The sequence below is a fragment of the Streptomyces sp. NPDC031132 genome, from assembly GCF_055570595.1.
This window is the reverse complement of sequence record NZ_JBVIGX010000039.1, coordinates 36,578-59,856: the sequence shown is the minus strand read 5'-3', so window position 1 is coordinate 59,856 and position 23,279 is coordinate 36,578. Positions and strand designations below refer to the sequence as shown.

Genomic DNA, 23,279 nt, shown 5'->3' with positions numbered 1-23,279 from the left:
CCCCAGCCCCCCCCCCCCCCCCCCCCCCCCCCCCCCCCCCCCCCCCCCCCCTCCCCCCCCCTCCCCCTCCCCCCCCCCCCCCCCCCCCCCCCCCCCCCCCCCCCCCCCCCCACGGCGGTTCCGGGCCGTGCCCGGTCAGCTCACGCGGCGTCGGCGACCATCGCGTCCCGCAGGCTCTGCGGCCGCAGGTCGGTCCACTTGTCTTCCACGTACGTGAGGCACTTGTCGCGGCTCTCCTCGCCGAACACGATGCGCCAGCCGGCGGGAACGTCGGTGAACGAGGGCCACAGCGAGTGCTGCTGCTCGTCGTTCACGAGTACGTAGAACCGGCCGTCGGCGTCGTCGAACGGGTTGCTGCTCATCAATCCACTCCAATTCAAGCCGTCCACGATCCACTTTCGATCAGAAAATGAATCATCATCCATCGGTGGGATGGAGTTGGCGAGACCGCCAAGCCAGATCATGCACCTTTCGGGAACCCCGTGGAGGTCTGCGGGACCCATTGCATTGATATCTGCCGTCCGCTGTCCTGTTGACAGGACGCGTCCCGAAAGCGGGACGCACTCATGTGGCAGAATCGGTCGCCTTTTCAAGCGAGTCGACGGGAATCGACTTCCGTTGGCCCGCGTCCGCGCGCGATGATTGCGGCACAAGCACAGCTCGGGCCGAAACGTATTCACTTTCCCAAAAGCCCGCAGCAGAGCCAAGTGCTTTCGTGCCGTTCTCGAGCGCACGTCCACCGGCCATCGGGGCCCGGCCCGTGGCCGGGGTCTTCCACAGAAGGAGTCGTGTATGACCGCCAGCATGCACCCGGCCATGGCCAAGGCCCAGTCCATCGGCGACGCCCTGCCCTGGCTGGCCCGCCACCAGGGCCGTACGGTCGTCATCAAGCTGGGCGGGCACGCCATGGTCAACGAAGACCTCACGGCGGCCTTCGCCCGCGACATCGTCTTCCTGCGCTACGCCGGGCTGCGGCCCGTGGTGGTGCACGGAGGAGGCCCCCAGATCGATGCCGAGCTCGCACGGCGGGGCCTGGAACGCGAGTTCAGAGCCGGACTCCGCGTCACCTCGCCGGCCGCGATGGACGTGGTACGGATGGTCCTCGCCGGCCAGGTGCAGCGCGAGCTGGTCGGGCTGATCAACCGCTTCGGCCCGCTCGCCGTCGGCATGACCGGGGAGGACGCGGACACCATCACCGCGGTGCGGCACGTGCCGTGGATCGACGGGGAGCCGGTGGACGTCGGCAGGGTCGGCGACGTCACCCGCGTGGACACCGGTGCCCTGGAGAGCCTGTTGGCGGACGGCCGGATCCCGGTGGTCTCGCCGCTCGCCCGCAGCGCCGAGGACGGCCTGGTCTACAACGTCAACGCCGACACCGCGGCTGCGGCGCTCGCCACCGCGCTGCGCGCCGAGGCGCTCGTCATGCTGACGGACGTCGCGGGTCTGTACGCGGGCTGGCCGCACAGTGACGAGGTCATCGAGCGGCTCACGGCCTGCGAGCTGGAGAAGCTCCTGCCGGAGCTGAGCGACGGCATGGTGCCCAAGATGACCGGCTGTCTGAACGCCGTGCGGGGCGGGGTCGGCGCGGCCCGGGTGATCGACGGACGGGTCCCCCACTCGGTTCTCCTGCAGATGTTCTCCGACGACGGGGTCGGCACGGTGATCGTGCCGGACCCGGACGAGGCGGAGATCCTGCGGTGAGCGATCGCGTGAAGGCGAGGGGAGTGCCCGTGACACGCACATCCGGGGAGCTCACCCTGGTTCCGCCTCCCTCCGGCCCGTCCCGGAACGGGCCGCCCGACGGTCTCGTCCGTCTGCGGTTCGCCGATGCGACCGCGCTCGAACGGGCCGGCGCCGCCTTCGGCGCCGGATCGGCCCCGGGCCTCGGCGAAGCGTGGTGCGACCCTGCGACGCTCACCCTCCAGATCCCCGCCGACGCCGGCATCGAGACCCTGCGGGCCGTGCTCGCGGTCCTCGACGCGGCGGCGATCACCTCCGAGTCGCTCACCGTGCACACGCACGAACTCGACGACGTCTTCGCCGCGTTCACCAGCCTGTCCTGAGCTCCTGCCGGGACCTTCGCCGGCCGCGCACGAGCACGGCGAGGCCACCGCCGGTGGGGCGGTGGCCTCTCAACGCCGTGTCACGACAGTGGCTCAGGGTGCTCAGGCCAGGTCGTCGCGGATCACCCGGCGGTGCGCGATGCGCCACTCGCCGCGGCTGCGGACCAGGACGTCCTCGACGACGCACACGTACAGGACCTTGGAGCTGCCTCCGGCCGGCGTGGCGTACACCAGGGCCGAGCAGCGGGTGTGCAGCGCCCCGTCCGCCCGGGGCTGTACGTCGAGCATGCCGACCCAGTGGCTGAGGGCGCTGCCGGCCCGCCGCTGCGCGGCCGCGCCTGCGCGCTCGTAGCGGGCGAGCCCGGCGCGGGCGGGCACCGGCTCGGGCAGGGACGGCAGTTCGACGACGGCGTCCTCGGTGAAGGTTCCCGCCCACAGCTCGGTGTCGTGGGCGTCCAGGATCTGCATCTGGACTGCGTAGAACTGCTGCGCTTCCGCGTACAGGGCGGCGAACTCCCGGCCCTGGAGCGTACGTCCGGCGGTGGCCACCATCTCGACGGTCATGATCCAAGCCTCCAGGGAATCCGTACTCGGTACGGACAGTCTTTGAGGCTCGGATCGAGCATCCTTCAAATACCCCTCAAGCACTCCCCCCCCGGCGCTGGGAGTGCGAGGAGGGGAGTGCGACGAGGAGCCGGTCCGGCGGCGGCCCGTCACCGGGCCCAGGGCAGTACGCGGGTGCCCTCGGTGCCGGGTACGCAGACCACGCCGTCGGCGCGCATGGCGACGTGGGCCTCGGCCGCCTGCGGGGCGTGGACCTGCCGGAGCGCTTCCGGCGGCAGGACGAGGGTCTGGCCGGCGGCGACCTTCTCGGTGCGGCCGCCGCAGGTGACCTCGAGGACGCCGGCGGTCACGGTCCAGACCTGCTCCCGGCTGACGGAGTGCTGGGGGCCGCTCTGGCCGGCCTCCATCGCGACGGTCCAGGTACTGAGTTCCGCACTGCCCCGGCTGGGAGCGGCCAGGCCGGTCATGCGGGCGTTCGGGGACTCGGTGACGTTCTCGGCGGTGGGGGTGATCACGAGCATGACGGGGTCCTCTCGGTTCAGCCGGCGCCGTTCTCGTCGGCGGCCTTCGTGTAGGTGAGGATGAGGTTGCCGCTCTCGAACACGCGGCTGTCCATGAGGCGGAAGGTGCGCGGCGAGAAGCCGGCGCGGAAGAGCGGAATGCCGGAGCCGGCCACCACCGGGTACTGCTTGACGATCAGCTCGTCGATCTCCGGGAGCAGCCGGCCGGCCAGGTCGGCGCCGCCGCAGAGCCAGATCCCGAGCCCCTCCTCCTGCTTGAGCTTGCGGACCAGGGCGACCGGGTCCTCGGCGGTCACCTCGACGGCCGGGTCCGGGCTGGTGGTGAGCGAGCGGGAGAACACGATCTGCCGCAGGTGGGCGTACGGGCTGGTGAGGCCGGCGGCCAGGCCCGGGGCGTAGGTGCCGCGGCCCATGAGCACGGTGTCGAAGCGGGTGTTGGGCACGTCCCCTGCGACACCGAGGGCGGCGCGGCCCGCGGTCGGGAGGGTGTCCGGGTACTCGGCGGCCAGGTGCGGGACGTAGTCCTCGGTGACGTGCGCCATGAGGAAGTCGAAGCTGCCGTCGGGGGCGGCGATGAAGCCGTCGATGGAGGTGCCGACGAAGTAGGTGAGCTTGCGCATCCAGTTCCGTTCACTCGGGATAATTTTGCGATGGACGTAACTTTAGGCCGAGCCACTTTGGTCGGTCAAGCGTAATTTTGCGATGGATGTAAGATTGCTCCATGGCTACCGAGATGGGGCTCCGCGAGTCCAAGAAGCAGGAGACCAGGCAGCTGATCTCCGACTGCGCGACCAGGCTCTTCATCGAGCAGGGCTTCGAGCAGACGACGATCGCCGAGATCGCCGCCGCGGCACGCGTGGCCAAGAAGACGGTGACCAACTACTTCGCCCGCAAGGAAGACCTGGCCCTCGACCGGCACGAGGCGTTCACCGAGGGCCTGGCCCGGACCGTCGCCGAGCGCGCACCCGGCGAAGAGCCGCTCACCGCCCTGGGCCGGACGTTCCGGGCCGCCCTGCTGGATCACAGCCCCGCCGTCGGCTTCACCGGCCCCGCGTTCGCCCGCATGGTCGCCGACAGCCCCACCCTCACCGCCCGGCTGCGCGAATTGCACGACCAGCGGGAGGAAGCGCTCGCCGCAGCCCTGACCGCCGCCGCCCCGGACCACGCCCCGGCCATCGCGCCCCGGGCCGCCGCCGCGCTGATCGCCGCAGCGGACCGCCTGCTGTTCCGGCGCATCCAGGAGCTCACCCTGGCCGGCCGCACCGACGACCAGATCGAGGCCACGCTGCTCCCGGAGACCGACCACGTCCGCGCCATGCTCGACGCCGCACTGGAGGCGGGCCCTGTCACACGCCTGTGACAGTCGACGGACACCGTCGTGAAGGTGCGGGCGCAGGATTTTAAGCAGGACAAACCGGACATTCGACTACATGTCCACCTGCTTCCGAGGGCGCGAGCAGAGATGACCGATCCGATCCGTCGGAGGGAAATCCCATGAGCCTCACCCTCACCACCCCCCAGACCGAGACCACCGCCCTCGCCCCGCGCGAGCAGGAGGCACTGGGACACATCGCCGCCGGCCGCACCTACCTGCAGACGGCCCGCCACATGGGACTCTCCAAGCACACCGTCGACGCCTACCTGCGCCGCATCCGCGCCAAGCTGGGCATCAACAGCACCGCCGAGCTCACCCGACTGGCCATCTCCATGGGGCTGTGACCTCCTGAACAGAGACAGGAGCAGCTGAACGGAGACGGGAGCGGCATGACGGCTGGCGAGCGCACGGTCTCCCTGGTCACCGGCGGCAACAGGGGCATCGGCCGGGAAGTGTGCCGACAGCTCGGCGCGCTCGGGCACACCGTCCTGCTGACCGCTCGCTCCCTGCCCGCCGCCGAGGAGGCTGCGGCGGCGCTCCGCGCCGAGGGAGGGGACGTCCGTCCGGTGGCCCTCGACGTACGGGACCCGGCGAGCGCCGAGCGGGCCGCGCGCGAGACGGACGAACGCTTCGGGCGCCTCGACGTCCTCGTCAACAATGCGGCCATCGCGTACGACACCTGGCAGCGCGCCGCGACGGCCGACCTCGATGTGGTCGCCGAAGCCGCCGACACCAACCTGTACGGCCCCTGGCGCACCACGCAGGCCTTCCTCCCGCTGCTGCGGGCCGGCCGGCACGGCCGGATCGTCAACGTCAGCAGCGAGGCCGCGTCCTTGACGAGCATGGGCGGCGGGACCCCCGCCTACACCGCCTCCAAGGCCGCCCTGAACGCCCTCACCCGCATGCTCTCGGCCGAGCTGCGCGGCGACGGGATCCTGGTCAACTCCGTCTGCCCCGGCTGGGTCGCGACCGACATGGGCGGCCCGGGCGGCCGTCCCGTACGGGAAGGGGCCGCGGGGATCGTCTGGGCAGCCACCCTCCCGGACTCCGGCCCCACGGGCGGCTTCTTCCGCGACGGCCGTCCGCTGCCCTGGTAGCGGAGGACACCCGCCTAAGCGCGCGGGGCCGCGGCCACCACCGGACGGACCCGGGTCAGCATCAGGTGCAGGAACCGGTCCGGATGGCGGAACGACGCGAAGTGGCTCGCGTCCTCGATCAGCGCGAACTCCTTGGCCGGGGCCTCGACCTCGTCGAAGAACGCCCGGGCGCGCTCGGCCGGGGTGATGACGTCCCGGTCGCCCTGGAAGATGAAGAACGGCAGCTCGAAGCGGGTGCCGTCGGCCCTGTCGTCGAACGCGGCCAGGGTGGGGGTGAGCTGCGCGGAGAACTTCATGCCGGCGAAGTACTGCCCCATCTCGCGCAGCGAGTGCAGCGGCGAGAACCACAGCGACCCCAGCACGACCCTCTTGAGGGTGTCGAGCGTCAGGGGATCGGAGGCCACGGTCAGCTTGTCGTACGCGGCCCGCTGCTCGGCGGTCACCCGGTGCGGGTCACTGCCCGTCTCCGCCACCACGGCGGCGTCCTTGTGCCGGCCGGCGGCGCGCAGCCGGGCCAGGAGCGCCTCGTGGACGGAGGTGTCGCGCCCGGCGTCCAGGATGTTCTGGTCGGTGCCGACGTAGGCGGAGTACAGCTCGGGGTGGCTGCGGGCCAGGCGCAGGCCGAAGACGCTGCCGAGCGAGCTCGCGACCAGGACGACCCGCTCGGCCCCGAGCCGTTCGCGGGCGTACCGGGTGACCTCGAGGGCGTCCTCGTACAGGCGGGCGAAGGTCATCTCGCCCTGGCCTGCGGGACCGGAGCGGCCGAAGGTCTTGCCCGCGCCGCGCATGTCCCAGCGCACGACCGTGAAGTGCTCCTCCCAGGACCGGGTGCGCGGGGCGAAGACCGAGTGGGAGGCGCCGGGGCCGCCGTGGATCTCGAGCACCACCGGGTTGGCCGTGTCCTCTCCGCGGATCGAGATCCACTGCTCGATGCCGCCGATCCGGACGAAGTGCTGTTCGTCGATGCCGCGCGGGCCGTCGATGCGCAGGAGCCGGGCGTTGCCGGCGCGCCGCAGGGCGCGGTGGCCCAGCAGGCCGGCGACGGGCGTGGCGAGGAGGGCGGCGGAGGCGGCGAGGACGGTGGCGAGCATGGTGACCCCTCACGGACGAGAACTGTGTATGCAGTAAGCGATTTCGTTTATGTTATATACAGTTCCAGGGCGTGCCGTCAACGGGTCCGGTACGCAGCGATCCGAGGAGCGGGGGCCGCATGGCCAGGAGCAGGGACGAGAAGCGCGATCCGGCGGTCAGCCTGGCGCTCCTGTGGGGCGAGCAGGAGCAGCCCAAGCGCGGCCCGAAGCCCTCGCTGAGCGTCGGGCGCATCGTGGACAGCGCGCTCGCCATCGCCGATACGGAAGGGCTGGACGCGCTGTCGATGCAGAGCGTCGCCGCGCGCCTGGGCGTGACCACCATGGCGCTGTACCGCTACGTCCCCGGCAAGGCCGAACTGCTCGACCTGATGGTCGACAGCGCCTTCGGACCGGCTCCCGACGTCGCGGACGTGCCGGGGGGCTGGCGTCCGCAGCTGGACGCGTGGGCGCGCGCGTGCTGGGAGCAGTACCGGCGCCGGCCGTGGATGGTGGCCGCCACCGGGATGCGCCGACAGCTCATGGGGCCCCGTCAGCTGGCCTGGCTCGACTCCGCCTTGGCCGCGCTGTCGGGGACGGGACTCCCGTACGCACAGCAGCACGCGGCCTTCCTGCTGGTCGTCGGGCACGTCCGCAGCCTGGCGCAGCAGATCGTCGACGACGACGAGGAAGGCCGTCAGGAGTGGAACCGGCTCACGGCGGACGTGTGGAAACGGCACGGCGAGCGGTTCCCGGCACTGACCGCGGCCATCGCGGGCGGGGCCTTCACCCCGCGCGCGGACGATCCGCTCGAGTTCGGACTCGAGCGGATCCTGGACGGCGTCGCCACGCTGATCGGGGACGGTGGGGAAGGACCTACGAGGCCCAGGCGCCCGGCGCGATGAAGGACGGCCGGGGGCGCAGGGGCAGCTTCTCCACCTGGGCCCCCGCCTGCGAGGGCTCCGCCTGCACGGCCTGCGCCTCGTGCCGGAGCCGGGAGGCGAGGAGCACGGCCAGCGCCGCGACGTCCTCCGCCGTCGGGTTGCCCTTGGTGATGCGCATCGCCGCCAGTGCCAGGGCGGTCCTGTCGTCGGCGGTCACAGCGGCACGTTCCCGTGCTTGCGGCTCGGCAACTGGGCGTGCTTGGTGCGCAGCATGTCGAGGGTGGAGATGAGGCGCGTGCGGGTCTCGGCCGGGTCGATGACGTCGTCGACGAGGCCCCGTTCGGCCGCGTAGTACGGGTGCATCAGCTCGGCCTGGTACTCCTTGATCTTCTGCGCGCGGGTGGCCTCGGGGTCGTCGGAGGCGTTGATCTCGCGGCGGAAGATGACGCTGGCCGCGCCTTCCGCGCCCATGACGGCGATCTCGTTCGAGGGCCAGGCCAGGGCGACGTCCGCGCCGATGGAGCGGGAGTCCATGACGATGTAGGCACCGCCGTAGGCCTTGCGCAGGATGAGGCTGATGCGCGGCACGGTGGCGTTGCAGTACGCGTACAGGAGCTTCGCGCCGTGCCGGATGATGCCGTTGTGCTCCTGGTCGACGCCGGGCAGGAAGCCGGGTACGTCGATCAGGGTGACCAGCGGAATGCTGAACGAGTCGCAGAACTGGACGAAGCGGGCCGCCTTCTCGGACGCGTGGATGTCGAGGACGCCCGCGAGGTGCGCCGGCTGGTTGGCGACGATGCCGACGACCTGGCCGCCGAGGCGGGTCAGGGCGCAGACGACGTTGCGGGCCCACTGGGTGTGGACCTCGAAGTAGTCCCCGTGGTCGGCGATCTCCTCGATGACGTCGCGGATGTCGTACGCCTGCGTGGGCTTGCCCGGGACCAGGTCGAACAGGCGCTCGCAGCGGCGGTCCACCGGGTCCTCGAGGTCGCCGGCGGGAGCGGACTCGCGGTTGTTGGAGGGCAGCAGGGACAGCAGGTGGCGTACGTCCTCGAGGCAGCTCTGCTCGTCGTCGTACGCGAAGGCGGCCACGCCCGAAGCCCCGACGTGGCTGTCGGCGCCGCCGAGGTCCTCCATCGTGACGGCTTCACCGGTGACGGCCTGGACGACGTCGGAGCCGGTGATGAACATCTGCGAGGTGCCGCGGACCATGAAGACGAAGTCCGTGAGGGCGGGCGAGTACGCGGCGCCGCCCGCGCAGGGCCCGAGGATGACCGAGATCTGCGGGATGACACCGGAGTTGCGGACGTTGCGCTGGAAGATGCCGCCGTAGCCGGCGAGCGCGGTGACGCCTTCCTGGATGCGGGCGCCGGCGCCGTCGCACAGACCCACGACGGGGGCCCCGACCCCCTCGGCCAGGTCCATCAGCTTGTGGATCTTCTCGGCGTGGGCCTCGCCGAGCGCGCCGCCGAAGATGCGGAAGTCGTGGGCGTACGCGAAGACCGTACGGCCGTGGACCTTGCCCCAGCCGGTGACGACCCCGTCCGTGTAGGGCTTCTTGTCCTCCAGGCCGAAGCCGGTGGCACGGTGCCGGCGGAGCTGCTCGACCTCGCTGAACGTACCTTCGTCGAACAGGAGCTCGATGCGCTCGCGGGCGGTCAGCTTGCCCTTGGCGTGCTGGGCGGCGGTGGCTCGTTCGCCGGGTCCGGCCTCGGCCAGCGCGCGTACGGCGTGCAGTTCCGCCGTGCGCTCGCGCAGGGACGCGAAGCGGACGCCGTCCTCGTGGTGACGGGCGGAAGGCGAAGGAGTGAGCCCGTCGTCCGGTGCGAGAACGCTCTCCAGTGGTCTTTCCTCGACGATGCTCATACGGGCCCTTTCGACACAGAGGCACCGGGTTCGGCCGGTGTCGCATCGTCCAGCATCGACCGCGGTGCTACAGCCCGGCTCGAATTCCGTACGGGGCCGCTCGCGCCGCGGGCGGGACGGGGGCCGGGCATGCCTGTGCCCCGCTGCCCGGGCGTGGGTGTTCGGGCAGCGGGGCAAGAGGAGCGGCATGCTCCCGGCCGGGGGGATGACCGGGTGGCGGGCCGCAGGAACGACTCTCCTCCGCAGAACTCGGACCCGCCTACAGCGCCGGTGTGGCACCGGTGGTGCCGCTCGCGGTGTCAGGCCCGCTCGCGTTTTCAGGCCCGCTCGCGTTTTCAGGCCCGCTCGAGGAGGCCCGCCACCGTGGTCAGGAAGCCTTCGTCGAGCATCGTGGAGACGGCGGTGTCACGCGAGGTGTTCAGGCCGGTGTCGTGGCAGGCGATGCTGACCAGGTACCGGCCGAGCACCGGGTACGTGCCGAACGCCCACTCGCCGCGGGCCGCGGGGGTCCCGTCCGGAGCGAGCAGGCCCGCGTCGCCCCCGCTGCCGGTCGCGAAACCGAACTCGGAGAAGCCCAGCCGCAGGCCCTGGCCGAGCGCCTTGGTGTAGGCCTCCTTCAGGGTCCACAGCCGCAGCATCGCCGCGGACTGCTCCGCCTCGGGCAGCGCCGCGAGTTCGGCCTGCTCGGCGGCGGTCAGCACCTGGTCCTGCAGGAGCTGCAAGGAGAGCCTGCGGTCGACGGGTTCGGTGTCGATGCCGATCCTGCCGGTGCGGCTGATGCCCACGGCGATCAGGTCGTCGGTGTGGGTGAGGCTGACGTCGATCTGGTCGAAGCCGCGCAGGTACGGACGGCCGCCGATCTTGTACGCGAGGTCCAGGTCGGCGGGGTCGACGCCGAGCGCGGCCGCCGCCGTGTACTTGACCGCCAGCCGGGAGGCGACGAAGCGGTACCGGATCGTCGGGTCGACGGTCTGCCGGTAGCGCAGCCAGTCGCGGCCGAGCAGCGGGCGCAGCGCAGGTTCCGCGAGCGCGGCGGTGAGCCACTCGCCCCAGGTGGTGAAGACCGAGGCGTTCCCGCGCAGGGCCATGCCGTCCTCCACCTCCTGCCAGGGACCGGCCGGCCCGGTGACGTGGACCGGAGTGGTCATGCGCTGCGCGTCTTCCGTCATCGGGCTGTCCTTCCCTGGTGCTGGATGTGCTGGACGGTGAGCAGGGGATGCCGTGGTGCCGTGCCGAGGCGGCTGGGTCACTGCGCGAGTTCCGTCGCGTCGAGGTCGCAGCTGCGGCCCGAGCGGTAGCGGCGCATCAGCTCCTCCAGCACCTGCTCGCGGCAGCCGTCGGGCAGATCGGGCACGGGGATGCCGAGCCGGCCGCCGAGCCGGGACAGCGCGAGCACCGCCCAGGCGGGGGCGGCCAGGAAGGGATCGCTGCCGTCCTGGCCCTCCCAGGTGCCGAGGACCGAGGCGGCCGCGAGGACCAGGGCGTAGCGGTCGCTGAGCACGCACAGGGCGGGGTCGGACAGGGCGGCGGGGGTGCCGTGGGCGGGGATGGCCCGGCAGCGTTCGCGCAGGGCGCGCAGTTCGGTGACGAAGCCCTCGGCGAGGTCGGCGAGGACGGCCAGCTGGCCCCCGACCCCGCGTACCCCGGCCAGCCGCGCGGCGGACTCGACGAGCGATGCGGCGAGGAAGTCGCCGCCGTCGGCGATGCCGAGCAGCCGGTAGTCGAGGGCGGGCAGCGCGGCCCCGGTGCGGAACAGCTCCGGCGGCGGCTCCTCCTCGCGGAACCACGCGCGCTCGGCGAGGGTGCGCAGCTGGGGGACGATCACGGCCTGGCAGGCGGCGGTGCCCGCGTGCCCGAGGCCGGCCACAGGCAGGTCGCGTCCGAGCTTGTCGAGGGCGCCGTACGCGGGGGTGCCGCGTTGGTAGCCGCGGGAGCCGAGGACGCTGGCGAGTTCCTCGAGGTCCTCCCGCAGCAGGTCCGGGACCACGTACTTGACGGCGGCGGCGAGCACGTGGGTGCGGTCGGGCAGCAGGCTCAGGGCGCGCAGGGCGACGGTGGCCATGCTGTCGCAGGCGAGCATGTCGGCGAACACCCCGGCGAGCGGCTTGTGCCAGCGGCGGGCCAGGGGACGGCTGCGGCCGGTGGTCGCGGCCCGTACGGCGGAGTGCAGGACGGTGTCGACGGCGGCGACGGCCGTCGAGGCGATGACGCAGCGGTTGACCTGGTACGTGCGCAGGGCCAGGGCCACCCCTTCGCCGGGGCGGCCGACGAGCGCATCCCCGGGGACGGCGCAGTCGGTGAACTCCAGCCCGGAGAACAGGTTGCCGCGCATGCCGGTGGTGGGGACCCGGGGCAGGTGGTTGACGCCGCGGAGCTCGGACGGGTCCACGAGCAGCACGGAGTGGCTGTACGGGCTGCGGGCCGGGTCGGTGCGCGCGTAGACGACGTACGCCTCGGAGCGGGCGGCGTTGATGATGACGTCCTTGCGGCCGTTGAGCTCGTAGCCGCCGCCCGGTGCGGCGCCGGCGGTGAACTCGTCGCGCAGGATGTCGTTCGCGTGCGCCATCTCGTGGTGGACGATCGAGGCGCGGCCGCCGCCGAGCAGCAGGTCGGCGGTGAACCGGCGCTGCGCCTCGGTGCCCGCCGCCCAGACGGCGGAGGTGGCGAAGAGCGAGGTGATGCCGAATCCGAAGCCGAGGGCGAGGTCCCGGCGGAAGACCGGGCGCAGCACCTTGGCCAGGTGGTCGGCGCGGGTGAGCCGGCCGCCGTACTCGGCGGGCACGAACTCGGCTCCGAGCCCGGCCTCGGTGAGGAGCTGCTCGGTGGCCTCGGGCGGTTCGCGCCGCTCGTCGGCGGCGAACAGGGCGCCCAGACCGTGCGGGTTGGCGGGGTCGTACGGGTCGCCGAGCTGCGCCTCGAGCCGCGCCGCGCGGCGCAGCGGGGCGATGGGCTCGGCATGTCTGATGGCGGAGTCCGCGTGGATCTCGGTGGTGGCCATGGTCGCGGGATCAGCTCCTTCGTCGCGGGACTCGCCGTTGCTGGTGGTCCGGGGCTGGTCCGTCCGTGTGCACGGGTGTCTGAGCAGCCTCGGGTGCGTTTCCGCGTCGGGCGTGCCGGGCGGCGTGGGAATGTGCTCCCACTTCCCCGAGGCTGCTGAGGGGGTGCCAGGCGGGCCGGGCCGGCCCCGATCCGCCGGACGCTCCATAGCCTCACGGGGTTCGCTCGACGGTCGCTCGAGCCTTCGTACAGCCGGGCACGGGAGTTGCCGGAAGCCGCCGGGAGCGGCGGCTTCCGGGAGGCGGCCTACCTCAGGCCGGGGGCGTGGCTTCGGCGAAGACCCTGGGCCAGGAGATCGGGTGGCCGTGGTCGTGGAGGCGGCCGAGCGAGGCCAGCACGGAGTCCACTTCGCTGCCGAGGGCGGTGCTGCGCGCGTCGGGTCCGCAGGGGTGGGTGCGGGGGAATCCGGCGGCTTCGAGGGCGCTCTGCGCGGCCGCCGGCGAGGGTGTCGCACGGGCCTGGCGCAGGAAGTGTTCGGCGGTGAGGGTCCGCTCACCGGGGCGGGGACCGAGCAGGTCGCCGGTCGTCGCGCAGATCAGGGTGAGGCCGGGCGCGTGGATGCGGCAGCCCTTGGCCACCCGGAGGAACCGCTTCTCGGAGGCGGCGCGGGCCTTGTGCGGTGCATCGCCGGGGGCGAGCCGTCCGCGGGCCACGACCAGGCGCGCCGCGTCGTCCAGGTCGAGCACGCCGGCCAGGTACGCCGCGGAGATCTCGCCCGCCGCGTGTCCCGCCACGGCCCGCGCCTCCATGCCCCAGGACTCCCACATCCGGAACAGGGCGACCTGGTAGGCGAACAGGGCGGGCTCGGCGAACGCGGCGTCCCGGATCAGGGCGGCGTCCACCCCCTCCCGGGGGGCGAACACGACGGCGGCCAGCGGCAGGGGCAGCCACGGGTCCAGAGCCTCGGCCACCTCGTTCCAGGCGGCGGCGAAGGCGCGGAAGGTGCCGTAGAGGTCCCGGCCGAGGCCGGGCAGCAGCGGGCCGTGCGCGGTGAACAGGACGGCCTGGTCCGCCGCCCCGCCCGCCGGCGCACCGGGCGCGGGGCCGGCCCGATCGGCCGGGCGCGGAGCGGAGGAGGAGCGTCCTACGGCCCTCGGCGGCGCGGCGCCCGGTCCTGCGAGCAGGCTGCCCGAGGAGCGCTCATCGGACACCGGGCACCGCCTCCGTGGTCGCGCGGCGGTCCTTCGGGGCAGGGCACTCGTCGGTGTGACCGTGCACGGTCGGCTTGTTGAGGAAGGTCACCATGGTCGCTCTCCTCGGCTGCTCGGGGTGTGGGGCGGCGGGGTGCCGCTGCCCGGGGGGGTGACGACTGCTGTGCACACGGTCCGCGGTGGGGCTCAAGGAATCTTCGAACGCCGCTCGAGAAGTCCCGCAGGAACGGCACGGGGCCGACGGACCGGAGCGTGCCACGGCTGCGCGGCCGGACCGGAGCGCCGCTCCGACTCCGTGCACCGAGTGGCCCCTGGAGACCAGACCCCCCGGCGTTCAGCCGGGCCGGCCGGCCGCGGCCTCCAGGGTGCGCGCGAGGTCGTGCGCCGAGGCGGAACTCCCGTCCGCCGTGCCCGCGATGGCCACGAGCGGAGGCAGCCAGCCGTGGGCGGCGATGCGCTGCGCCACCTCGTACGCGACGCTCCCTCCTCCGGAGAAGCAGCCGAGGAGCAGCGGTTCGCCGGCCGCGAGCGCGGGTCGCACCGCGGCCAGGCACGCCGCCGTATCGGTCGGGGCGGTGACCGTGGTGAGTGCCTCCGGGCCCGGATAGGCCTGTACGAGGGCGTCGTAGCAGGCCTCGGGCGCAGCCGGCGGCGGTACGAGCAGGATCGTGCCGGCGTCGGGCCGCGCGGCCGCGCGCAGCGTGCGCAGACCGCCGCCGGGCGGGACCGGGGAGGCTGCCACGGGCCCGGGCAGGGGCAGGCCGGCCAGGATCTGCAGGACCTCCCCGACGCTGGTCGTGCCGTCGACGAGGACCGGGAACTCGCGCAGCAGCCGCGCGGTCCGGGCGAGCGCCGCGGCCGCTTCGGGATCCGCGATCCGGGTCCGGTCGTTGACCGCCGTCAGCAGCAGGGCGCCCTCGGCGTCGTGGTACGCGCTGATGGCGATGGGCTGGGGCGTGTGCGGCCCCACGGCCTGCGGGAGGTCCACCCGGACGCCCTCGGCGTCGAGATCGGTCCAGAGCGGGTCCCGGCCGTCCGGGGCGGGCGGCGGGCCCTGCGGGGCCTCGAAGGCGACGATCGAGTCCGTGAGTTCGTCGGGGACGGCCCGCCCGCTCCACTGCTGGACCTGGCCCGCCGAGACCCATTCGTACGCTGCCGCGCCCAGGGCCCGGTCGCGCAGGTCGCCCAGCAGCCGCTCCATCGGGGCCCCGGGGTCCACGTCGACGTGGACGGGCAGCGCGCCCCGCAGCGGGGCCGGGATGCTCGCGGCGCCCTCCAGGGCGATGCCGCGGCCGGAGACGGCCATGCCGAACGCGACGGGCGCGGGCGCCGGGCCCGATCCGCCGTCCCGGTACAGCAGCAGCGCCCAGGCGGCGTGCAGGGCCGTGCTCTCGGTGGCGCCGAGCCCGGCGGCCCAGTCACGCAGCCGGGCGGCCTCGTACGGGGTCAGCCGCTGGCGCGCGAGCCCGTGGCCCCAGCGGGCCCCGTCGCCGGCGGGCAGCCCGGCCGCGGTCGGGCCGGGCAGGGTGCGGGAGCCGGCCGGGGGCGTGGCGGCCGACCAGAAGTCGCGGGGCGGGGTGAGGTCCTGGTCGCCCAGCCAGCGCAGGTGGTCGCGCACGTCGGGGCGGCGCTCGCCGCCGATGGTGCGCCCCTCGGCCAGGTAGGCGCGGTAGAAGGCGCGCAGCAGCAGGCGCACGCTCCAGCCGTCGAGCATGGCGTGGTGGTAGGTGAGCACGATGCGGGTCGGCCCGGCGGGCCCGGCCTGTTCGTCCAGGAGCGCGATGCGCAGCAGCCCGGGCCGGTGCAGGTCGAAGGCGCGCAGCCGCTCGCCCACCAGCAGGGAGTGCCAGTCGGCGGAGCCGTGGTGGTGGTGCACCAGCTGCGGTGCGGCCTGCCGGTGCACGACGACGCGTGGGGCGGTCCCGGGGCCGTCCGTGCGGGCGCGGTCGGTGAACGCGGCCCGCAGCACGGGCTCCTGCAGGAAGACGGCCTGCCAGGCGGCGTGGAACCGCCCGGTGTCCAGCGGCCCGTACCAGCGCCAGTGCAGCTGCTCGACGTGCAGGCCGGCGCCGGGCCGGCCGGTCAGGACGTCGAGGAGCACGTCGCGCTGGCGCGCGCTCGCGGGGAGCCCGCCCACGGGATGCACGGCCGGGCTGTCGAAGGGGCCGGGTGCGTCCTGCCCGCCGGCTGCCTCCGCGGCAGGGCCCTCCCACGCGGTCCGCAACGCCTTCGCCTGCGCGGGCGTCTGCCGCGGCCGGGCTCCGGGTGCGGTCAGCAGATCGGCCACCGTGCCGGCCGGGGAGTGCTGCGGCGGCAGGTGCAGGGTGTGGTGCGTGGCCGTGTGGCGGCGCAGGGTGGGCGTGCCCGAGGGCAGCGCGGCGAGGGCCGCCGCGAGGGCGTCCTGATCGAGGGGACCGCGCAGGTCCAGCGCCGGGGCGAAGCCGGGCGCGATGACCACGGTCAGGGCGACGCTCATCCACTCCCCCTCGTCTCGGCGCCCGCCGGGCGGCGTCACGGTTCAAAGGGGTCGAGTATGCGTGGCACGCCCACGTTTCGCTGACGCGCCGCTGACACGCCGCCGGAGTCCCGCCGGAGCACCCCGAGCGGACCCTCACTAGTGCTGCGACCGGAAAGGTTCACCTTCCCGGCCACGGCACTAGAGCCTGCGGATGGCGGTCTCCGCGTACCGCTTGGCGAGGTTGAGGGTGGCGGTGCTGTTGCGGCCGAGCGCCTCGCGTACGTACGTCCTGGCCTGTGCGAGGTCCGCGCCGGGGCCCAGGACCCGCTCGACGGCCTCCTCCCGCAGCAGCACGCTGTGCTGGGAGAGGGCGGTGACCCCGGTCTCGTCGGGGATCAGCGACCACTCGCCGGTGTGCGCGGTCATCAGGGCCGGGGTCGCGGTCTGCTTGTAGACGATGCGGCCGGCGTGCGGGAAGCACACCCGGACGGACTCCGTGGTGTGCACCGCCCCGTCGGAGGTCACGGTGTCCATGCTCAGCAGCTGGACGCCGGGCTCGTCCTCGGTGACGGCGACGCGGGAGACGTGGGGGACGCGCTCCGGCCAGTCGGCGACCCCGTAGAGGAACTGGTAGACCAGGTCGGCCGGTCCGTCGATGCGTACGGAGTCCTCGAAGGACAGCAGCAGGCCGTCGAGCCGGGTCCAGCGCTCCGCGGCCTCCTTCAGCTGCGCCAGCTCGGCGCGGCTGTTGGTGTCCGTGGCCTCCTTGGTCCAGTCGACGTCCGCGGGCCGGTCGCCGGCGACCGCGAAGTCGTGGAGCAGGGTCAGCCGCGAACGGTCGGTGCCCCGCGGCTCCACGATCCAGCTGCCGCCCATCGCGACGACGGGGGCGGCGGGGACCTCCTGGCGGAAGTCGATCCGCAGCCGGGGCGCGTCCAGCGTGCGGCGCGAGAGCCAGGACCTGACGCTCCCGTTCGCGGTGACCCACATGTGGAACCGGTCCTGGAAGCCGTCGAAGTCGAGCCGCTCGACGTGGATGCTGGGCGGGATGAACAGCGGCCACTGCGTCGTGTCCGCGATCAGACCGTAGACCACGCCTGCGGGCGCGTTCACATCCACGGCATAGGACGTCCGGTGCACTTGCTGGACAGACATCGCCACACCCTTCCCTCACACTTGGGTACAGAGTCTGTCCGCGACCGCCGGAGTCCGGCTCGAGAGAGCCTGGAGGCTCGGGGAGCGTCCGGCGGGTCATGGCCGGACAGGCCGACACCCCCTAGCTCGCGAGCGCCGACTCCGCGTGCTGCTTGGCGTACGTCATGGTCGCGGTGCTGTTGCGGCCCAGCGCCTGGCGGACGTACCTGCGGGCCGCCGCGAGGTCGGCGGAGGCGCCCAGCACCTGGGTGACGGCCTCCTCGCGCAGCACGACGCCGTGCTGCGAGGTGACCGTCGAGCCGTACGCGCCGCCGGTGACCGTCCACACGCCGGTGTGGGCCGACATCAGCGCCGGGGTGCGGGTCTGCTTGTAGACGATGCGGCCGGCCGCCGGGAAGCACACCCGCACCGATTCGGTGGTGTGCGCGGACCCGTCGGCGGTGAGCGTGTCCATGGCCATGACCTGGACGCCGGGCAGCTCGTCGGGCTCGGTGAGCTCCAGCCGCGAGACGTGCGGCAGCAGCTCCGGCCACTGCTCGGCCCGCTCCAGGAACGCGTAGACCAGCTCCGGCGGGGCGTCCACGTCGACACGGTCCTCGAAGGACATCACGAGCTCGTCGAGCTTGCCCCAGCGCTCGCCCAGCTGCGCCAGGTTCGCCAGCTCCGCACGGCTGTTGGTGTCGGTGGCGCGCTCGACCCACTCCACGTCCCGGGGCCGGTCGCCCTCGACCGAGAAGTCGTGCAGCAGCGTCAGCTTCGAGCGGTCGGCGCCCAGCGACTCGACGATCCAGGTGCCGGTCATCGCCGACAGCGGGGCCGCGGGGATCTCCTGGCGGAACTCGATGCGCCGCGCCGCCGCGTCGAGCACCCGGCGCGAGGTCCAGGACTTGACCTGGCCGTTCGCCGTCGCCCACATCCGCAGCCGCTCCTGTACGCCGTCGAACGCGAGGCGCTCCACGTGCACGTTGGGCGGGAAGTACAGCGGCCACTGCACGGCGTCCGCGATCATTCCGTAGACCACGCCCGCGGGGGCGGCCACCTCGGTCTCGTGCACGGTGCGGTGCACCCGCTCGGCCGCCATCAGAAGTTCCCCAGTCCGCCGCAGACGTTCAGCGCCTGCGCGGTGACGGACGCGGCGAGGTCCGTGGTCAGGTAGCCGACCATGGCCGCCACCTCCTCCGGGGTCGCGTAGCGCCCCAGCGGGATCTTCGCCTCGAACTGCTCCTGCACGTCCTCGGTCGTGGTGTCCCAGGCCGCCGCGTAGCCGGCCCGTACGCGCTGCGCCATCGGCGTCTCCACGTACCCGGGGCACACCGCGTTGACCGTGATCCCGGCCGGGGCCAGCTCCTTGCCGAGGGCCTTGGTGAAGCCGACGACGGCGTGCTTGGACGCCGAGTACGGGGCGCCCAGCAGGACGCCCTGCTTGCCGGCCGTGGAGGCGATGTTGATGATCCGGCCGTAGGAGGCCCCGGCCAGGCCGCCGTGCTTGAGCACTTCCCGGGTCAGCAGGAAGACGCTGTTCAGGTTGGTGTCGATGACGTCGTACCAGAGCTCGTCGCTGATGTCGGCGGTCGGACCGCCGCCGCTGCGCCCGGCGTTGTTGACCAGGACGGAGATCGGGCCGAACTCGGCGACGGCGGCGGCCACGAGCTCCGCGATCGCCTCGCGGGAGCGGACGTCGGCGGCCAGGCCCGAGACCTCCAGGCCCTCGGCGCGCAGCTCCTCCACGGTCTCCTTGACGGTTTCCGCGGTCCGCGCACACAGGAACACCCGGTGCCCGCGCCGGCCCAGGTCACGTACGACCGCCAGGCCGATGCCGCTCGTGCCGCCGGTGACCAGGGCGACCGCCTTCTCCGGCGCCGCCTGCGGCTGCGCTGACGGTGTGGTCGGTGTTTTCAACGTGTCCCCTCCAGTACGCGTGAGGTCTCGACCGTGTCGCGGAGCTCTGGAGACGCGGTGGAAGCAGGGTCGAGGAGCGGTACGGACGTGCGGGTTCCGTAGGATGCGGCGGCTGCCCCGGCCGCCGCCTGCGGCGCGGACACCCGGGGTGCGCGGACCGCTTCGCGGATCACGTCGGGCAGCGCGGCGGCCGCGCCCAGCGGCGCAAGGGCCCGTGCGAGCCCGCGCCGGGTCAGCTCCGTGCCGCTCGCGGCGATGTAGCCGTCGGGCCGGATCAGCACCCAGCCGCCCGGCCCGAGGTCCAGCGAGCGCCGCAGCAGCCCGTTCGGGTCGGGCAGCGGGGCGGGACCGCCGCCGAGGCCGTCGCCCGCGGTCCGTACCGACAGCCACGTGCCGTGTGCGGCCGCGGCGGCCGCCGCGACCCGTCCCGCCTCGCCGGGCTCTTCCTGCGCCGCCCACACCAGGGACCAGCGGGTGTCGCGGAGTTCGGCGCGCAGCGCCTCGGAGCCGGGGTCGTCCGGGTGCCGGCCGGCCGCAGCGGCGGCGCGCGAGCCGGCGGCCACCGCCATCAGCGGGTCGGCCGTGGTCAGCGGGGACTCGGGGTACGACAGCAGCAGCCCGGACATGCCGCCGAGCACCTTGCGCTGGATGGCCCGGCGCAGCGGCCCGATGTTGCGTACGAAGGTGAAGGCGATCGGCAGCCCCACACCGGCCATGGTGTTCTTGAACTGGACCAGGAAGGTGGCCTTGCGAACGGAGCCCAGGAGCTTCTTGCCGATGGGGACGCGCTCCTGCCCGTACGTGGCGAGCAGTTCGCGGCCCGCCTGGCCCAGGGCGGCCATGGCGAGCTTCCAGGCGAGGTTGTAGGCCTCCTGGATGCCGGTGTTCATGCCCTGGCCGGAGGCGGGGCTGTGCACGTGGGCGGCGTCGCCCGCGACGAAGCAGCGGCCGTCGTGCATGCGGGGCACCATGCGCTGCTGGAAGGTGAAGACGGAGGTCCAGTCGGGTTCGGCGACCTGCACCGGGCGGCCGAGCCCGGTGCTGAGCTTCTCCGAGAAGCGCTCCGCGGCCTCGCGCGGGGTCTCCGACCGGCCGGCGGGGGCGGTGTCGAGCAGCCGCCAGTACCCCTCGCGCTGGTACGGGACCATCATCATGGCCTGGCTGCCGGTGTGGGCCCAGTAGATGGTGTCGGGCGGCAGGTCGAGGGAGACGGCCGCGTCGGCCAGCGCCCAGGTCTCGCTGGACTCGCCGAGCAGCGGGAGCCCGAGCTGCTTGCGCACCGTGCTGTGGCCGCCGTCGCAGCCGACCAGCCAGGGCACCTCGTACTCCTCGGTGGAGCCGTCGGCGTGCTCGAGGCGGGCGCGTACGGTGTCCCGGTCCTGCTCGAGGGAGGTCAGGCGCACGCCCCATTCGACGCAGACGCCGAGGCGCGCGACGGCCTCGCGGAGCACTTCCTCCGTCTCGGTCTGCCCGATGACGAGGGTGAACGGGAACCGGGTGGGCATCGAGCGGTAGTCCGCCTCGAGCCGGACCAGCCGGCGGCCGCGCGCGAACATGGTGAAGGCCCTGTTCTTGCGGCCCCGGGCGAGCAGCCCGTCCACGAGGCCCATCTGGTCGAACGTCTCGAGCGTCCGCGGGTGCACGGCCACCGCGCGGCTGGTGGGGGCCGGTCCGGGGGCGCCGTCCACGACGCGCACGCGCAGTCCTCGGCGGGCCAGCTCGTGGGCGGCGGTCAGGCCCACGGGGCCCGCCCCCACCACGAGCACGCGGGGGGACCCGGCCGTGGGGGATGTACCGGCGTTGGTCGCCACAGTGGTCGCTCCTCTGGTCGTACGGGATGTGGTGCGCGGGCCGTGGGGGCGGGGCGGTCTCACTCCGCCGCCGTCTCCGCCTCGGCCCGGCTGCGCAGGGTGTGGCGCAGGGCGCGCCGCTCGGGCTTGCCGACGTGGTTGCGCGGCACGGCGTCGATCACTTCGACGCGGCGGATCTGCTCGAACCAGTTCAGGCTCCCGTTGGCGCGCTCCACGACGGAGTCGAGGACGTCGAGGAGGCCGGGGGCGGTCGGGTCGCGCAGCACGATGCCGGTCCAGACGACCGCGCCGTGCACCGGGTCGGGCCAGCCCGCCGCGATGCACTCGGCGACGCGCGGGTCGGCGCCGACGACCCGTTCGACGGCGGTGGGCGAGACGAGTTCGTTGTCGTACTTGAAGACGTCGCCGAGGCGGTCCACCAGGAACAGTTCGCCGTCCTCGCTGAGGTAGCCGACGTCCCCGGTGGAGAACCAGCCGTTCTCGTCGACCGGTGAGGGCGCGCCGTCGTCGAGGTAGCCGGCCATCAGCTGGGGCCCGCGGACCTGGACCTCGCCGGTGGCGTAGACGTCGAGCGGGGTCCGCTCGGCCACGTGGACGATGCGGCATTCGGTGCCCGGTACGGCGGGGCCCACGGAGCCGCTCTTGGGGTGGTGCGGGTCCTGGCAGTGGGAGAGCGGGGAGAGTTCGGCCAGCCCGTAGCCCTGGATGACGGGCACGCCCAGGCTCTCGCGCAGGGCGCGGGCGGCGGTGGGGGACAGGGCGGTGCCGCCGGAGAGCACGGCGGTCAGGCGGCGCCCGGCCGGGAAGTCGTCGGTGAGCCGCCCGTCCTGGGCCAGTACGTGCAGGCGGGCGGGCAGCCCGTAGTAGTGGGTGGCCTCCGCCTGCGCCGCGACGGCGAGGGAGGCGACCGGGTCGGGGTCGGTGCACAGGACCTGGCAGGCGCCCGCGTAGATCCCCGAGTTGAGGTGCATGGTGTGGTAGAGCGGCAGGTGGTTGAGGGTGACCGAGTCGCTGCCGAGGTCGTGCGCGGCGGCGGTCTGGGCCGCGTTCGCCACCAGGTTGCGGTGGGTGAGCCGGACCCCCTTGGGGCGGCCCGTGGTGCCGGTCGTGAACTGGATGCAGGCGTCGCCGTCGAGGTCGACGGCCCCGGGCAGGGCCGTCCGCTCCGGTGCCGAGTCCAGGGCCGCGGCCAGCGGCAGGGCGTCGCCGGGGACGATCCCGTCGGGCGCGTCCGTCACGACGACGGAGCGCAGGTCCGGCAGCTGGTCGCCCAGCTTGATCAGCAGCTCGGCGGTGGCGACCGGCACGAACGCCACTTCCACGGCGGCCGTCCGCAGGACGTGGACCAGGCCCGTCTCCTTGATCAACGGGTTGACCAGCACGACGGTGTTCCCGCTGCGCACCGTCCCGTAGTAGGCGGCGGCGAAGACGGGGTCGAGGACGTTGGCGACGCCGATCCGCGCACCGCGGCGGCCGCACGTGTGCTCCAGGTAGGAGGCGAAGCGGTCGGCCTGGCTGTCCAGTTCGGCGAAGGTCAGCGTGGTCTGCGTGCCGGTCCGGGTCGCGGTGCGGATCGCCCGGCCTGCGGGGTCGCGGACCGCCGCCCGGCGCAGCAGGCCGTCCAGCGGGAGTTCCGGGTAAACGAATCTCGGCATGGTGCTGTCCTCCTGGCTCCCGAAGGGGCGGCCGCGGCTGCGGCGGCACCCACAGGGCCTGTCCGGCGGACAGGCCCTAGACCCTGTTGGCCCAGCCTGGGCAGGAACGCTTGAGGAGTCTTCGAAGAATGCTCGATCTGCCCCGTAGAAGCTGTCGGGAACCGAAGAACGGAGTCCCGCGATGACCGCGACGATCGCCACCGAGGCGTCCCCCCGCCCGCCCCAGGGGCGGGAGTTCGGCCTGCTGTACGCGGAGGTCCAGCAGTTCTACTCCCGCCAGATGCAGCTCTTCGACTCCTTCGAGGCCGAGCCGTGGGCGCGGACGTTCACGGAGGACGCCGTCTTCGACGTGCCGACGCTGCCGGCGCCGGTGGTCGGCCGCGCGGCCCTCGCCTCGAACGTCCGGCGCAACGCGGAACTCCATGCGACCAGCGGTGAGCAGTTCCGGCACTGGCTCGGCATGCTCGACGTGCAGCCGCAGCCGGACGGCTCGCTGCACACCCGCAGCTACGCCCTGGTGTACCTGACGCCGCGCGGCGGCGAGTCGAAGGTGCACCGGGTGTGCGTGATGGAGGACGTGCTGGTCCACTCGTCCGGCAGCTGGCAGGTCTCCCACCGCCTCGTCACCCGCGACGACCTCTAGGGGGTGTCGTCAA

General features: G+C 73.3%; 23 protein-coding genes. 7 read left to right on the top strand and 16 right to left on the bottom strand.

The genetic code is table 11. The features are described 5' to 3' along the window. Positions 1-140 precede the first annotated feature (140 nt). Positions 141-362, bottom strand: a complete 222-nt coding sequence (locus tag ACZ49B_RS33950) for an MbtH family protein (RefSeq protein WP_468313683.1) — start codon at positions 360-362, stop codon at positions 141-143. Between the two features lie 430 nt (positions 363-792). Between ACZ49B_RS33950 and argB the strand changes: the two genes are divergently transcribed. Next, positions 793-1,701, top strand: coding sequence for an acetylglutamate kinase (argB, locus tag ACZ49B_RS33945; RefSeq protein ID WP_468313680.1), 909 nt, complete (start codon positions 793-795; stop codon positions 1,699-1,701). A 29-nt stretch (positions 1,702-1,730) separates the two neighbouring features. Then, complete coding sequence (locus ACZ49B_RS33940) at positions 1,731-2,063, top strand: hypothetical protein (RefSeq protein WP_468313677.1); 333 nt, start codon at positions 1,731-1,733, stop codon at positions 2,061-2,063. A gap of 102 nt (positions 2,064-2,165) precedes the next feature. Here the strand turns inward: ACZ49B_RS33940 and ACZ49B_RS33935 are convergent, their stop codons facing one another. From ACZ49B_RS33935 to ACZ49B_RS33925, 3 genes are all read right to left on the bottom strand, one after another. Then, positions 2,166-2,627, bottom strand: a complete 462-nt coding sequence (locus ACZ49B_RS33935) for a nuclear transport factor 2 family protein (protein WP_468313675.1) — start codon at positions 2,625-2,627, stop codon at positions 2,166-2,168. Between the two features lie 149 nt (positions 2,628-2,776). Beyond that, the gene (locus ACZ49B_RS33930) at positions 2,777-3,148 is read right to left on the bottom strand and encodes a cupin domain-containing protein (RefSeq protein ID WP_468313672.1); all 372 of its coding nucleotides are present in this window, start codon (positions 3,146-3,148) and stop codon (positions 2,777-2,779) included. A 17-nt stretch (positions 3,149-3,165) separates the two neighbouring features. Then, the gene (locus tag ACZ49B_RS33925; protein ID WP_468313669.1) at positions 3,166-3,768 is read right to left on the bottom strand and encodes a dihydrofolate reductase family protein; all 603 of its coding nucleotides are present in this window, start codon (positions 3,766-3,768) and stop codon (positions 3,166-3,168) included. Between the two features lie 113 nt (positions 3,769-3,881). On the opposite strand from ACZ49B_RS33925, the gene ACZ49B_RS33920 reads away from it, so the two are divergent. From ACZ49B_RS33920 to ACZ49B_RS33910, 3 genes are all read left to right on the top strand, one after another. Further along, positions 3,882-4,508 carry a TetR/AcrR family transcriptional regulator gene (locus ACZ49B_RS33920; protein ID WP_468313688.1) on the top strand — a complete coding sequence of 209 codons (627 nt, stop codon included), beginning with the start codon at positions 3,882-3,884 and terminating at the stop codon, positions 4,506-4,508. A gap of 134 nt (positions 4,509-4,642) precedes the next feature. Beyond that, positions 4,643-4,867 (top strand): response regulator transcription factor, encoded by a 225-nt coding sequence (locus ACZ49B_RS33915; protein WP_468305187.1) that lies wholly within the window; start codon positions 4,643-4,645, stop codon positions 4,865-4,867. Positions 4,868-4,912: 45 nt separating this feature from the next. After that, entirely contained in the window at positions 4,913-5,620 is a 708-nt protein-coding gene (locus tag ACZ49B_RS33910; protein WP_468313667.1) for an SDR family oxidoreductase, read from the top strand. 14 nt (positions 5,621-5,634) lie between these two features. Here ACZ49B_RS33910 and ACZ49B_RS33905 read toward each other — a convergent pair whose 3' ends face one another. After that, positions 5,635-6,711 (bottom strand): alpha/beta fold hydrolase, encoded by a 1,077-nt coding sequence (locus ACZ49B_RS33905; protein ID WP_468313665.1) that lies wholly within the window; start codon positions 6,709-6,711, stop codon positions 5,635-5,637. Between the two features lie 119 nt (positions 6,712-6,830). Between ACZ49B_RS33905 and ACZ49B_RS33900 the strand changes: the two genes are divergently transcribed. Beyond that, positions 6,831-7,592: a TetR/AcrR family transcriptional regulator gene (locus ACZ49B_RS33900; protein ID WP_468313662.1), complete on the top strand. Its 762-nt coding sequence runs from the start codon at positions 6,831-6,833 to the stop codon at positions 7,590-7,592. On the opposite strand, the gene ACZ49B_RS33895 is transcribed toward ACZ49B_RS33900, so the two are convergent. The 11 genes from ACZ49B_RS33895 to ACZ49B_RS33845 form a co-directional block, all read right to left on the bottom strand. Then, positions 7,564-7,788, bottom strand: a complete 225-nt coding sequence (locus ACZ49B_RS33895; protein WP_468313660.1) for an acyl-CoA carboxylase epsilon subunit — start codon at positions 7,786-7,788, stop codon at positions 7,564-7,566. The two genes, ACZ49B_RS33900 and ACZ49B_RS33895, sit on opposite strands and share 29 nt — an antisense overlap. Further along, a complete protein-coding gene (locus ACZ49B_RS33890; RefSeq protein WP_468313659.1) occupies positions 7,785-9,437 on the bottom strand; it encodes an acyl-CoA carboxylase subunit beta in 1,653 nt (550 codons plus the stop codon). Before ACZ49B_RS33890 ends, ACZ49B_RS33895 begins: the two co-directional genes overlap by 4 nt. A gap of 335 nt (positions 9,438-9,772) precedes the next feature. Beyond that, positions 9,773-10,606 carry a 4'-phosphopantetheinyl transferase family protein gene (locus ACZ49B_RS33885; RefSeq protein ID WP_468313657.1) on the bottom strand — a complete coding sequence of 278 codons (834 nt, stop codon included), beginning with the start codon at positions 10,604-10,606 and terminating at the stop codon, positions 9,773-9,775. A 77-nt stretch (positions 10,607-10,683) separates the two neighbouring features. Next, complete coding sequence (locus tag ACZ49B_RS33880; RefSeq protein ID WP_468313655.1) at positions 10,684-12,435, bottom strand: acyl-CoA dehydrogenase; 1,752 nt, start codon at positions 12,433-12,435, stop codon at positions 10,684-10,686. A 310-nt stretch (positions 12,436-12,745) separates the two neighbouring features. Then, positions 12,746-13,645 (bottom strand): acyltransferase domain-containing protein, encoded by a 900-nt coding sequence (locus ACZ49B_RS33875; protein ID WP_468313652.1) that lies wholly within the window; start codon positions 13,643-13,645, stop codon positions 12,746-12,748. A 334-nt stretch (positions 13,646-13,979) separates the two neighbouring features. Next, complete coding sequence (locus ACZ49B_RS33870; RefSeq protein ID WP_468313649.1) at positions 13,980-16,121, bottom strand: condensation domain-containing protein; 2,142 nt, start codon at positions 16,119-16,121, stop codon at positions 13,980-13,982. A 180-nt stretch (positions 16,122-16,301) separates the two neighbouring features. Then, complete coding sequence (locus tag ACZ49B_RS33865; protein WP_468313646.1) at positions 16,302-17,258, bottom strand: aromatase/cyclase; 957 nt, start codon at positions 17,256-17,258, stop codon at positions 16,302-16,304. Positions 17,259-17,379: 121 nt separating this feature from the next. After that, on the bottom strand, positions 17,380-18,339 hold the full coding sequence (locus ACZ49B_RS33860; RefSeq protein ID WP_468313643.1) for an aromatase/cyclase: 960 nt from the start codon (positions 18,337-18,339) through the stop codon (positions 17,380-17,382). Next, on the bottom strand, positions 18,339-19,157 hold the full coding sequence (gene fabG / locus ACZ49B_RS33855; protein ID WP_468313640.1) for a 3-oxoacyl-ACP reductase FabG: 819 nt from the start codon (positions 19,155-19,157) through the stop codon (positions 18,339-18,341). Before fabG ends, ACZ49B_RS33860 begins: the two co-directional genes overlap by 1 nt. Beyond that, positions 19,154-20,968: an FAD-dependent oxidoreductase gene (locus ACZ49B_RS33850; protein WP_468313637.1), complete on the bottom strand. Its 1,815-nt coding sequence runs from the start codon at positions 20,966-20,968 to the stop codon at positions 19,154-19,156. Before ACZ49B_RS33850 ends, fabG begins: the two co-directional genes overlap by 4 nt. Before the next feature lie 59 nt (positions 20,969-21,027). Continuing rightward, a complete protein-coding gene (locus ACZ49B_RS33845; protein WP_468313634.1) occupies positions 21,028-22,623 on the bottom strand; it encodes a class I adenylate-forming enzyme family protein in 1,596 nt (531 codons plus the stop codon). Between the two features lie 181 nt (positions 22,624-22,804). Here ACZ49B_RS33845 and ACZ49B_RS33840 point away from each other — a divergent pair, with 181 nt between their 5' ends. After that, entirely contained in the window at positions 22,805-23,266 is a 462-nt protein-coding gene (locus tag ACZ49B_RS33840) for a nuclear transport factor 2 family protein (RefSeq protein ID WP_468313631.1), read from the top strand. Positions 23,267-23,279: the final 13 nt, after the last annotated feature.